Raw genomic sequence first — 11,737 nt, 5'->3', positions numbered from 1 at the left:
ATCCAGAACCCGTGGCAACGCGCGACAGGATGCAGATACGGTCGCCAGTTTCCACGGCAAAGGGTGCGGAAATGACAGCTCCGAGGGTGCCATCGCAATCCTCGTCATGAAACAGTGCAACACTGGCCGCGCCCTCGGGATGGAAGGCTCAGGTCTTCGACGGAAAACGTGACGCTGCCCTTGCTGCCTGCAACGTAGTCGTGAAGGAGAACGGCGATCTGCCCCGATTGCGTATAGGTGACGGAATCTTCGGACAGCCGCGGCACGGGGATCAGGCCCAAGGCAAGGTTGCTCACGATGCTGTCGCTCGCGAGGTCCAGAAGAATCGCCCATCGTTTGGCGGGGATGGCACGATCGCAGGCGAGCCTGAAGTGCTTTCGGAGATCGCCAGCATGCCGTCCGGCACCACCACCCTCGCGATTGCAGGCCCCTCGAAACCAGGTGGAAGATCTACGGACCAATTGCCAAGGTCATCCGTCATCGTCACCGCGATGGTCTGCCCCTCGGGCGTCTCGATCCTGACCGATACCGTTGCCAAGCCCGCCTCGCCACCATTAAGCGCACCGTCATGGGCACTGCCGTTTCCTGCGCCGGTGTCGGCAATGACCTGGCCCGAAAGCCTGGGCGTGGTGTCCCGGACAGGGCGACAGCGTGATCCTCGACCTCGCCGTCCGGAGCAATCTCGATGGGATCCAGGTCGGCTTGCGTGGACCAGCGGAACCGCGCGAAGCTGGCCCCTGGCCGTGCGTTGGGGGGAACAACCACGGACAGCGAAATCACCCCGGCCCCGTTTGAGGTCACATCATTTGCGATTTGTTCGCCCGCCCCGAAGGTGCCGTCTCCGTTCCAGTCGATCCAGGCCTGCAGATATCCGGCCTCTCCTCCTGTTTCGCTCACGCTGATCTCGACGGTCTGGGTCGTGCCAACGGGCAAGGGCGGCAGAACAACGCCATCTTCGTCGTCGATCCCGCTTTCGTCATCCCCGGTGGCCGTCGCGTTTGTCTGCGGCGCCGACTCCGTATCTGGCACGGCAGAGCCCATGAACAACGTCTCATAGATCAGATGGTAAGGGCTGCCGTAATTCGCCGTTGCGGTGCCATCGGGTGCCGGGCCTGAAACCGGGCAATCCGCGTAGTCGGTGCAGATTGACGTCACCCCCGAAATTGACGCTTCCGCCTCTCCGATCCCGACGCCGAAAAACCCGAGTAGAGGATCAACGGTAAGGTCCAGAATCGGAGAGATCGCATCCACCAACAGACCGCCGACCAGATCCCCCACCAGAGGTTCGATCGTCGTATCAATCAGCGGACCAACCAGATTTCCCAGACTGTCTTCAACTTCCACGTCAAGGTTTTCCGCAAGGGTTCCGATGAGATCGCTGAACGATGAGGCGCCATCCCCGATGGCCTGCCTTTGCGGATAGGGTGGCGAGAAGAACAACGTCTCGCTTGTTTGCGGCGCGCTCTGCGCAAAGGATTTCACCCGCACGCCCGCGCTTTCCTGAACCAGACCTCCAAACAAGGAGACGTCAAGCTCGGCAACGGTCGCGAAGTCGACATCTGACTGCGCGATCGGCCGATCGCGGTTGAAGAATATGGCGTCGTCGATACCGCCCAGAAACAGGTCGATTGCACTGGGCGCAAGAATGACGCTGGCCGTCTTCGTCGCGGGGTCGGCCGACAGGATCGTGCCGTCCACGCGACCGAATTCGAAATAAAGATCAACGTCCCCCAAAGTGACATCTGTCGCGATCAGCCCCCCGACAAGTGCGCCGAGAGCACCGTCCAGCACAGCGGTATCCAGCTCGATATCGGCCAGATCCACGGAAAGTTTCGCGCGCACGGTCGAGGTATGGAACTGCGTTCCAGCCCCCCGCATTCGAAATGGGGCGGCTCGACAACCTGCAGCAATATCTCTGCTCCGCCAATGCCGAATTGTTCCAGAATGGCGTTGTTAAGCGCGATGGGCTGTGTCGTGGTCACGACGTTTTCATAGTTGTAAAGTTGGATCGCCCCACCGATCAGGTCCAGTGCATTCAGCTCCAGCGTCGCCAAAGACCCTTGGGGCAAGCCGATCGTGATGAGGTCAGCCAGATTGATGGTCTGGTTCAGCTCGGCGATCGGCACGCTCAGGGCATTCAAGGCGTTCACCAACGCGGTATCACCATCAGCCTCTGCAACTGCGGCCGAGGCTTGGACAAGGTCCAGCAGGGTCAGGTCAACATTGGCGATCTGCCCCGGATCAGAAACCGTGACATCCTGCCCGTTTTCACCAAGAAGGCCCAAAAGATCAATGTTGGCACCGGCCATCGCATTCCAATCCAGAACGCTCAGGCCGACATCGGTGCCAAGCAACCCCGAAAGGATGGGGCCCAACAGCTCTGACTCGCTGGATTCCACACTGGCCATTCGGGGGCCTGCGAACACGCAGGCAGCCCACAAGACTCCTGCGCCTGTGCCACGTCAGCCCCCGATAGCGAAAAAAACGCCAACAGAAAAACAACCACTTTCGTTCGCACCGCCTTGAAAAGACGGAGCAACCTCTGGGCAGGCCAGCAATATGAAATTGAGCGATCCATCTGAGTTCAAACCCCGCTACGGTCGATACCGTGGCTGTCCGGGACAACAGCGCAATGATAGGTTGGGCAATATTAAAAAACGTCTACTTGGTATTCCGTTACAAAATTCTGAACCGGGAGCCTCATTTATTGTGCGACCAGCGAAATAGGCGAGTGCCTCGTCAATCCTGCCAAGATCTAATTATCACGGAAAATCTAATCGGTCCCTGCCCATTGGTATGACTTCGATCTCTTAAGGATAGAGGTTCATGAAGGCCAACCGAGATTAATTCAGACAACATTAGAACGTAGCAGGTTTTCATTCGGTTTTCGAAAAAGACAAGGCTTGTTTGACATGCAGCGAATGACCGGTTTCCGCCCTTCGTGTCGGAGCCCCGCGTCATGCTGCGCCAGGCACAAATGTCGTGGAAGGGCTGACAGCTGCCATCGGGCAACCGGGATCTCATGTGATTTCGCTGCGGATGTGCTGCCGCACCGCCGCAAGGCGGCTTCGAGCCCAATGTGCTTGTTGCTGAAACGTGCATCAAGGAACGATAAGCACCTATTGCAGTCCTTTGCCGCGGCAAGTCGGGCACTCACTGGAGATGACTGCCAGCGCGAATATACATCACGCGCCAGTTATGGACGCGCGATGAATCCTTCCATGGGCCTATATTGAACGCCGCGGGTTTGTACGCGCTTCGTCCAATGCTCGTTGTTGCCCGCGCGATACGGTCGCGATTGGTGTGCCAAACAGTGCGTTTGCAGTTGCAAAATCTTCAGGCGTATCAATCTCGGTCCAATTCATCCCTGTGATATCCAGCGCATGAAAAGGCATCCCTTTAGCGATCAGCCGCGCGTAGGCCGCTTCATAATACTCCTGCGCATTTCCTGCGTTTTCCATCATCTCTTTCAACTCGGCAAATAGCAGTGGGCCTGTAAAAGCGCTGATTTTCTCAATTCCAATGGACTCACCGAGTGCCGTTTTGGGGTCGACTGTTTTACCAATCTCGCGGACCCGCATTTGATCATCTGTGATCACTTTCACCTCTTCATCGGCCAGCGCGATGTTGCGGTCGATGCACAGGACGTTGGGCAATTCACTGTCCACCAATGCACGCAGGATCTTCGTGTCGAACACTACATCTGCATCGAATTTGATGAACTCGGCAGTTCCCACAACGGTTGACGCAAGCATCAGCGAATACCCTGTGTTGGTATCACGATACCGGTCATTGATCACATATGTGACGCGGATTCCGCGAAACGTTTTATCAACGAACTGTTTGATCTCGTCTGCACGGTGGCCCAACACCAAAACGAATTGAGACATCCCGCAGCTTAGGCAATTGCGGATCATACGTTCCAGGATGACAGAGCCTCCAACAGACAGGAGGCTTTTTGCGCTTTTGTCCGTTAAAGGGCTGAGCCGTGAGCCGATGCCAGCGGCCAGTATAACGGCCATGGGTGGGCGATTGTTGTCGTAATTCATGAGTTTGTCCTGACTTCATTAGCGATGTGGGGGATTATTTCTGGATGATGCTCTTTTGGTTTGCGTCAATATTCTTGCCGCGCTGCCATGATTTTAGGGTTCCCCAAATCACCTGACTTGCTGCGAAAATCCACAGCATTGGTGTGAGTTGGTCAAAAATGAGCGCCGCTGACAGCATGAAGATGAACACGCCTTCGTCAAATGCCAGAATCTTTGGTTGTTCCTTCAATAGCCATTTAACATTTGCCACGACGCCAAAGCCCAAACCGGCCACCGGTTCCTGCCGTTTCAGGTGTACCATTCTTGCGGGATATTCGGGATCAAGCGCGGTTTCGATTTGGAGCGCGATGTACTTCACATAGCCGCGCAGCCCATAGAACGCGATGCCGATCAGGGCGAGGAATACCGGCACGACGCTGAGCGATTGCGCATAGGCAGCATAACCAGCCGCCCCAAACCATAGCGTGATCTGGACCTGATCTGTTAAACGGTCAAAGTAGCTACCGACCGGTGACGACACTTTTCTGTAGCGGGCCATTTGGCCGTCCATGCAATCCAGAATGTGGCTAAGATGGATCAGGATAGCCGCGGCCATGAACCAGCCAAAACCGCCGATCAAAATGCACAAGGTCGCGGCGACAGCGACCGCAAAGGATGCGGCGGTGAGACGGTTTGGCGTAATCGCCGGAATATCAACGGCCCAATAGTTTGCAAAGATCCCTAATGGCGCGGTGACAAACGAAGACCACCATTCGTCCTCTTTGGTCTTTGTCGTCCAAAGCCGCGTAATCTTATCAGTCATGATAGGATCTTTGCCAACTTTGGCTTTGGAAGTGCCTGAATGGTTGGTTTGGCGGTCATCGGTCTGATAGGGGCGATACCGTCGACGGCTTTTGCCTGCAGTTCTAGCAACACGCTCCTCAACGTGCTGAGGAAGAATTGAATATCATGATCAGATAATTCGCCGATATTGCCAACCTGAAAGACTTTCCCGGCAAAACAGCCTTTGCCCTCGTAGATGATAATTGATTTCTCGCGCAGCTTGTCTCGCAATTCCCGGATATAGATCGACGGGGGCACCCTGACTGTCGTCAGGATCGCGCACATGTCCTCTTCATCCAGAACAAACTCAAGATTAAGCTTTCGCATACCCAGCCGAAGCTGGCCCGCGCGGGCCCGTATCCGTGCGAAACGGTTGGCGACGCCCTCGGACAGAATGTTGGTGAGCGCTTGATCAAAGGCAAAAAAAAGCGGAACAGCAGGCGTATTGGGTGTTTGGCTATGTCGCTTGAGAAAGCCGTAGAACGTCGCGAGGTTGAGGTATGTTGTCTTGGCGGCATGCAGTTTCAGCTTTTTGAACTGTTTCTTGCGCCCGATCACGAATGAAAGTCCGGGATATGACCCGATGGCCTTGGAGCTGGAACTAGAACAAAAGGCAATATTGCAACCTTCCATATCAACGACTTCGGCACCGACAGAACTGACGCCATCGACGACAAAGATCGCGCCATGGGCCTTCGCCATTGCACCGATCGCAGCGAGCGGGTTCAGCATCCCAGAGCAAGTCTCGTGATGGACCATCGCGATTGCATCGATCTTATGGGCAGCAAGGTAGGTCGCGATCTGGTCCGGATCGAAAGGCATTCCCCAAGGCTGTTGCAGTAGATAGGTGTGCTTGTTGTGAATGAGCGAGGTTTTATGCAAACGCTCCCCAAATTCGCCATTCGACAGGATCAGAATCGCGCCGGTCCCTACCACAGAGGACAAGATCGCCTCATTTGCGGCAGTCCCTGAGCCAGTGATAACAACGGCGCGGTAGCGGTCGCGTTTTTTAATTTCGAACAGCGAAAGCAGCTTTTGTTCTATGCTCGCCAATAGACCATCAAAGTCGGGTTCGCGGTGGCAGATGTCTTCTTTGCAGATCGCATTGCGAAGGGAAGCGGCCACATTGACGGGGCCGGGGGTGAAAAGCAGGTATTTGTCCAAAACAAGTTCAATCTTCTTCGACCTCATGTGCCTGGACACAAAGCCGCTACGCCCATGATATCTCCACGTGCGAGGAACGCGCGTGAACACCGAGAGGGCACAAATCGATTTCGAAAACACAGCCTGAAAAGATGCCGTGGAATATGGCGTCCGGAAATTGAACGCAGGCGGTTCTGAAAAAGACTTCACTCCACACATCTCGTGGAATTGGACATCATTGCGTGCTGAAAACCAGCGCACCGTCGGCCTAAAAAACCTATTCAAATGTCGTGGTAGGCAGGCAAGTTGCGCCGAAGCGGGTAACCTTGTCGCGTATTGTCTGCGATCCTGACTGATCGCGAAGATGCATAATTACAGAGCAAAAACGCAAATAGCAAGCGACCTATGCGGCGCTTGACTGGGCGCGTGCCGGGCCGTAGTCCACGGGTCTTATGGCCAAACTCATGCCACTCAGTGATCTAGCACCACACTATGACGGCATACTCTGCGACATCTGGGGTGTCTTGCACAACGGCGTTGCCGCCTTTCCGGACGCGGTAGATGCCTTATGCAGATATCGGGCACAGGGCGGGATAGTCGTGTTGATCACCAACGCTCCGCGGTCCAACCATGTTATCTATCCGCAACTGGCGCGACTTGGCGTCCCGCGCGAAGCCTTTGATGCCGTGGTCACATCAGGCGATGTGACCACATCGCTGCTGCAAAAGCGGCCCGACACGCCTTTGTTTCACTTCGGCCCGGTGCGGGACCAGTCTATCTTGGAAGGCCTGACACACCCATTGGTCGGCAGTCGGGACACCAAGCTGTGTCTACTGACCGGCCCTCTGGATGACGGGATTGAAAGCGCTGACATCTATGAACCGCTATTGCGGGAAATGCGGGGCAATGCAATCGATATGATCTGCGCCAACCCTGACTTGGTCGTGAGAAGCGGTCACCGCATAGTGATCTGTGCGGGATCAATCGCGCAGCTCTACGCAAAACTTGGCGGCAAAGTCACCTATGCGGGCAAGCCAGAGGCACCAATTTATCAAGCGGCCCTGACGCAAATGACCATCATTGCGGGGCGCACGATTTCAAAAAGTCGAATACTTGTTGTGGGTGATGGCTTGCCGACAGATATCAAAGGCGCTGCCCAGAACGGATTTGCCGCTTACTTTGTTGCGGGCGGCATTCATGCCACCGACATGGGTGACATGAAAACCCCCGAGACATTAACGCGTACTTATGGCCTGATCAGACATCAGTTTTCCGACCTCGAGCTTGCCGGTATCTGCGACCATTTGCGCTGGATCTGAACGAAGAAGAGAGAACCGAGATCACTCTTGCTAGCCGTAGTCGCAAGCGATTTCACCTTGCTCACTTCGGTCGCAATGCGACGAAACCCACCATTGGTAAAACTGCAGCGAATTCACACTTCGTCCGCTCTGCCGACCTTCACCCACCGAAAATGCTGCACGGTGGACGAATGGCCGGTCTGGTGAAGCTGCACCGCAGCGCTCGGCAATGAAGCGAACGGCAGGTCAGGGCCGGACGTGACTGACCTCACGCCGAGGGTCTGGTGTGGTGGGCAGGGCCGCTTTGGGCTGGGGGAAGCGATCGGCGAGCATGCTAGATCCGCTCTGCTTTTCTTGGACGATGTCCTGTGCCATCCGCCAATCATGGAAGTCGTCGCGTCGGTCAAGGAACATCCGCAGCGTACCAAACACCAACATTGATCCGGTGGGTTTGAGCACTCGCGCAACTTCTGTCGGCCATCCATCCGGCCATCGGTCCCAAGCCAAGGGGGTCTGTTCGTACGTAGGGTCGGTTACCACCGCATCGATGCTCTCAGACGGCATGCCTCGAAGCACCTCCATGCAGCTCCCATGGATCAGTTCACATCCCATATACGCCGTCCTCTATGCGATGGGGTTGCTCTTTGGCTCGTTGAATCTGTTTTCGCGGCTCCAGACTGTGCAGATGGGCGGGACGAACGCATTTCGGGTTGTCGCAGGAGTGGCAAACCAGCATTGGGCCGGGGTCGGTTCCAGTCGTCATAGCATACGATATTTGGTGTGCCCGGAATTGTGCCCGGTTTCTGGGAAGTCGGACCGGACCATACCCACGCCCCAACGACGCAAGCTGCCATTCCCAGCTCTCGCCCGACCTACCCACTGGCCCCCAAAAGTACCTTTCAAAATCTGGACTTAGCTTCCAAAGCGGGATAGATATTTCTTGCTGTGCCGGGTTTTGTGTGACTGTGCCGACATCTTGTGGCCGTTGTGGCCGCCTTGTCTGACGGATTTCGGGGTGTTCACCATCATTTTTCGCAGCGAAACCAACTGGTTGCCCGCGTGGTGGAATGGTAGACACAGGAGACTTAAAATTCTCTGGCATGAATTCAAACATGTTACTTTTATCAAGCTAAATCAGTGTATTACCTTGAAAAGTCTCTAGTGCAGTGTGCCGGTTTTTGTGCGGAAATTTCTCAAATCGTCCACCCGCAAGTGCGTATATCTCTGTGTCATCGCCGGTCCCTTGTGCCCAAGGATGATCTGCAATGGGTACATATCGCCGCCGTTCTGGACGTACCAAGATGCGAACGTGTGCCGCAGGTCGTGGAACGTGAAATCCCGAATGCCGCAGCCTTTTGCGGCTGAGTTCACATTTCGCGAGACAGCATCCACGCGCATGGGCCGTCCCGTCCTGCCCGGAAACACTAGGTTGCCCGTCTGCGGCTGGCGATCAAGAACCAGGGCGGCTTCTTCCAGGGGGATCACCCTTCGCTTTCCTCCTTTGCCTTTCGGAATCGTAATCAGGTCGCGATGCTGATCGACATCAACCCATTTCATCGCCAATATTTCGCCGCACCTCATGCCCCGAAGTATGGAGATTTCCGCAATGCTGCGATATGGTTCGGTCAATGCTTTTTTAAGCTGATCCCATTCGTTTGCGGTCAAGAACCTCTCTCTTTCATTATTGATTTGAATTGGATCAAGCAATTTGCACGGATTGGCATCGACCCACTCATGTCTCAGGGCAATTCTGAATAGCCCAGACATCGCAGCCCGGTAATGTTTCAACCGTGATGCCGATACTCTTTTCGCCTGAGCCACCTCAAAAGAGGTCAGCCTTTTCCGGGTAATTTCATCAAGATAAGAGGCCCCGAATTCCTCGTTAAGGACCCTGACAATGCTTTGATAAAACCGGATCGAATCGACGCTTAGGCTTGAAACGTGTTCCTCTATGTACGCTGCTGCGGCTTCCGAAAACGGCACCCTCGGACGGCCACCGTGGTCTATCCGGCGGTATTGCTCTTGGATGTGCGCGAGATATTCTCGGGCTTCGCGCTTAACAGTTGTTCTAGCCGATTTCCTGACTTCTTGGCCGCGCCATTGAAAGCGGACCCAGTAGGTATTTCCACGCTTGTAAACAGTCGCCATGCGCCACTTTTTCCCTCACGTAGCCACTTTAGAAAATCGCGACGATCAACCCGCCATTGGTGCCTCACCTTGTGCGCAGGGATCTCCCCCTTGGCGCACATACGTGACACAGTGCGCACCGAGACATCAAGTGTCTTGGCAATCTGCGCGGGTGACATCATCTGCATGGGGGCCTCGCCAGCATGTCAGGTGTAAACGGTCGCGCGGTGGGCATCACTTCCCCCTCCGGCGCTGTTTGCGCGCGGCCTTGATCTTGGCGCGATCCTTGCCGCTGGATCTGCGGCGCGAATGACGCACGGGCGGCTGAGGCATGAATGGCGAAACAAGGCCAGCCGCGTATAGCGCGGCGCTGATGTTGAGTTGGGTCACGCTGCAATCTCCTTTGCTGCGAGATGCGCTGCATTCGCGCGGACCAGCGCGTCTGCCTGTGGTGGGCAGACGCTGTTGCCCCACATGCGGGTCTGTTCGGTTTTGGTCATCGGCGTGCCGGTCGGGCGGCGGGATTGGAATGGCGGTGCTGGGAAGTCGAAGGTGTCTCGCATGTGAAATGTCCTGTTGTCCGTCGCTGCCCACCGTTGCCGATGGGCAGAAAGAGGCATCAGGTTTCGGGGGTGCCCATGAGCACCGGCAGGGTGGTGGCGTCTGCTGCGGCGTTCACGGCTTCCTCAAAGGCGGCTTCGAATGCCTTTTCGGGGTTGTAGACAGACAGGATGAATTTCACCGAGCCGCCGCTCTTGCGGTACCGGAACCGCACCGGCATGCGGTACGGCGCGCCGTTCAGGAACACCGGGATCGCGATGATGATCAGGTTGGGAAGGCTGAGCGGTTTGCCATCCGCGCCCTTGTGTTCGTTCAGGAACTGGATTTCGGATTCGCCAGTGTCGCGGTTGGTGCTGACCTTGAGGTCGCTGCTTTCGAAGACGGTGAACTGACGCGACATCGCCAGCAACTGCCTGAGCTGGCCATACCGCCCCTCGATATTCTGCGCGGTCTCGATCAGGCGGTTTTCCCACGGTTTGTTCTTGTCGTTCTGGCTGAGGGTCAGGACGGGCGGGGTCGGATCCATGATGTCCTTGGCGTTGGCTTCGATGAACTCGCCCATCTCATCCTTTTCCAGACCCTTGCCGGAAATCTTCATCCACGCCTTCCATTCCTCGGACAGAGGGAAATTGTAGATCGCGCGGTGGTGGCAATGGCGGGCGGTCGGATCGCCGCCGGGCGCCGTGGTGTCGACCGGCCCGTTCGCGTGATAGTCGGCGACGCAGGTCAGGGTCGGGGCGGTCAGGTCCGGCTTGCCAAACAGAACTGAGGTTTCGCCCTTGAACCGGTTGGCCCAGGTGATCAGGCTGCCCAGGTCGGACAGATGCGCAGTGCCCTTGCGCCGGGCGGGTTTGAGGTATTCCGCGGCAGCGCGGTGGTGGGATGTCAGATCCTGGACCGTGCGCTTTTCGGGAAGGGTGATCAGGTGCGGTGTGGTCAGGACATGGCCGTCCGGCGTTTTGATCAGGTCGTGGTGGCCGATGTCTTCCATCGCGTCGCGCATGGTTTCGGCGGGGTTCTGAAGGGTTGGAAAGTCAGTCATGGTGGGGTTCCTATGCAAAGGCAGTTAGACGAGACCTTTCTCGGTCGCTGTCGTTTCGTCGGTCGTGAGAAGAATGTAATGGCCGCGTCTGGGATCAGATTGGAGAACCTCGCAGCGCGATTTTGGCACCCAAATATCCGGCCCACCTTCGACGGCGCGCACGCATACTGCGCCGTCTGTCTGGTGCTGAAACTGCACGGATAGTTCTACGATGTCCGATTTCATGAGGTGTTCCTTATCGTGGGGTGGGTTAGTCCACGTCCCGGATTTCACCGGTTTCGGGGTCGTAGTCGGTTGCGTCACGGACGGGCTGGTGCATGCGGGCCATGAACGGGTTGTAGAGCGTCAGTTCACCGTCCTCGTTGATGTAGGCTGCGGCGCTGCTGGGTGGTTTCTTGGGCGCCTTGAATGTCGCGGTTGCGCCCATGCCCACATCGCCGGATTTTCCGAGCGCATAGTTGATCTGGATCGTCATGCTGCCCTGGCAGCCTTTGGGGCCGTGCTCTTCATTGTGGTCGAGCAGGTCGTGCTGCAACTGCTTGTGACCGGCCATCACCTCGGCCAGAAAATCGCCGCCGTCGAACAGGGCAAGGATCTGTTCCAGCGTGCGCATGCGGTATGGGTCGTGCGGCTCTGCCTTGGCGAGAGCGGTTGTGTCTTTGCGTTTGGTCATCACGTTCGGGGTCCTTTCGTGG

Annotated in this window: 14 protein-coding genes and 1 pseudogene; 1 reads left to right on the top strand and 14 read right to left on the bottom strand. The window is 56.4% G+C overall.

What is annotated here, in order from left to right; all coding sequences use genetic code 11:
* Positions 1–483: 483 nt before the first annotated feature.
* The 5 genes from IMCC21224_RS26305 to IMCC21224_RS26285 form a co-directional block, all read right to left on the bottom strand.
* Positions 484–1,824, bottom strand: a complete 1,341-nt coding sequence (locus IMCC21224_RS26305) for a GEVED domain-containing protein (protein WP_047998511.1) — start codon at positions 1,822–1,824, stop codon at positions 484–486.
* The gene (locus tag IMCC21224_RS26300) at positions 1,752–2,408 is read right to left on the bottom strand and encodes a hypothetical protein (RefSeq protein WP_047998510.1); all 657 of its coding nucleotides are present in this window, start codon (positions 2,406–2,408) and stop codon (positions 1,752–1,754) included. Before IMCC21224_RS26300 ends, IMCC21224_RS26305 begins: the two co-directional genes overlap by 73 nt.
* A gap of 819 nt (positions 2,409–3,227) precedes the next feature.
* Complete coding sequence (locus IMCC21224_RS26295) at positions 3,228–4,049, bottom strand: sugar phosphate nucleotidyltransferase (RefSeq protein WP_047998488.1); 822 nt, start codon at positions 4,047–4,049, stop codon at positions 3,228–3,230.
* Positions 4,050–4,083: 34 nt separating this feature from the next.
* Positions 4,084–4,851, bottom strand: coding sequence for a CDP-alcohol phosphatidyltransferase family protein (locus tag IMCC21224_RS26290; protein WP_047998487.1), 768 nt, complete (start codon positions 4,849–4,851; stop codon positions 4,084–4,086).
* Positions 4,848–6,062 (bottom strand): alanine--glyoxylate aminotransferase family protein, encoded by a 1,215-nt coding sequence (locus IMCC21224_RS26285; RefSeq protein WP_047998486.1) that lies wholly within the window; start codon positions 6,060–6,062, stop codon positions 4,848–4,850. Before IMCC21224_RS26285 ends, IMCC21224_RS26290 begins: the two co-directional genes overlap by 4 nt.
* Positions 6,063–6,466: 404 nt before the next feature.
* Between IMCC21224_RS26285 and IMCC21224_RS26280 the strand changes: the two genes are divergently transcribed.
* Complete coding sequence (locus tag IMCC21224_RS26280; RefSeq protein WP_047998485.1) at positions 6,467–7,333, top strand: TIGR01459 family HAD-type hydrolase; 867 nt, start codon at positions 6,467–6,469, stop codon at positions 7,331–7,333.
* Positions 7,334–7,558: 225 nt separating this feature from the next.
* Here IMCC21224_RS26280 and IMCC21224_RS29115 read toward each other — a convergent pair whose 3' ends face one another.
* From IMCC21224_RS29115 to IMCC21224_RS26255, 9 genes and pseudogenes are all read right to left on the bottom strand, one after another.
* On the bottom strand, positions 7,559–7,876 hold the full coding sequence (locus tag IMCC21224_RS29115; RefSeq protein WP_369796077.1) for a DNA methyltransferase: 318 nt from the start codon (positions 7,874–7,876) through the stop codon (positions 7,559–7,561).
* A gap of 37 nt (positions 7,877–7,913) precedes the next feature.
* Positions 7,914–8,414 (bottom strand): HNH endonuclease, encoded by a 501-nt coding sequence (locus IMCC21224_RS29110; protein ID WP_369796079.1) that lies wholly within the window; start codon positions 8,412–8,414, stop codon positions 7,914–7,916.
* A 56-nt stretch (positions 8,415–8,470) separates the two neighbouring features.
* The gene (locus IMCC21224_RS28790) at positions 8,471–9,460 is read right to left on the bottom strand and encodes a site-specific integrase (RefSeq protein WP_047998509.1); all 990 of its coding nucleotides are present in this window, start codon (positions 9,458–9,460) and stop codon (positions 8,471–8,473) included.
* Positions 9,461–9,483: 23 nt separating this feature from the next.
* Positions 9,484–9,618, bottom strand: a pseudogene (locus tag IMCC21224_RS29105) (helix-turn-helix domain-containing protein); the annotation flags it as partial.
* A 55-nt stretch (positions 9,619–9,673) separates the two neighbouring features.
* Positions 9,674–9,829 carry a hypothetical protein gene (locus tag IMCC21224_RS28150; RefSeq protein ID WP_156178458.1) on the bottom strand — a complete coding sequence of 52 codons (156 nt, stop codon included), beginning with the start codon at positions 9,827–9,829 and terminating at the stop codon, positions 9,674–9,676.
* A complete protein-coding gene (locus tag IMCC21224_RS28145) occupies positions 9,826–10,002 on the bottom strand; it encodes a hypothetical protein (protein WP_156178063.1) in 177 nt (58 codons plus the stop codon). The genes IMCC21224_RS28150 and IMCC21224_RS28145 overlap by 4 nt, the downstream gene beginning before the upstream one ends.
* A gap of 56 nt (positions 10,003–10,058) precedes the next feature.
* A complete protein-coding gene (locus IMCC21224_RS26265; protein WP_047998508.1) occupies positions 10,059–11,042 on the bottom strand; it encodes a DUF2303 family protein in 984 nt (327 codons plus the stop codon).
* A 24-nt stretch (positions 11,043–11,066) separates the two neighbouring features.
* On the bottom strand, positions 11,067–11,267 hold the full coding sequence (locus IMCC21224_RS26260) for a hypothetical protein (protein ID WP_047998507.1): 201 nt from the start codon (positions 11,265–11,267) through the stop codon (positions 11,067–11,069).
* Between the two features lie 25 nt (positions 11,268–11,292).
* On the bottom strand, positions 11,293–11,715 hold the full coding sequence (locus tag IMCC21224_RS26255; RefSeq protein ID WP_047998506.1) for a hypothetical protein: 423 nt from the start codon (positions 11,713–11,715) through the stop codon (positions 11,293–11,295).
* Positions 11,716–11,737 lie beyond the last annotated feature (22 nt).

It is taken from the genome of Puniceibacterium sp. IMCC21224 (assembly GCF_001038505.1).
Classification (GTDB): domain Bacteria; phylum Pseudomonadota; class Alphaproteobacteria; order Rhodobacterales; family Rhodobacteraceae; genus Puniceibacterium.
Note: the sequence above shows the minus strand (reverse complement) of the source record. Positions and strands in the feature narration are given on the sequence as shown.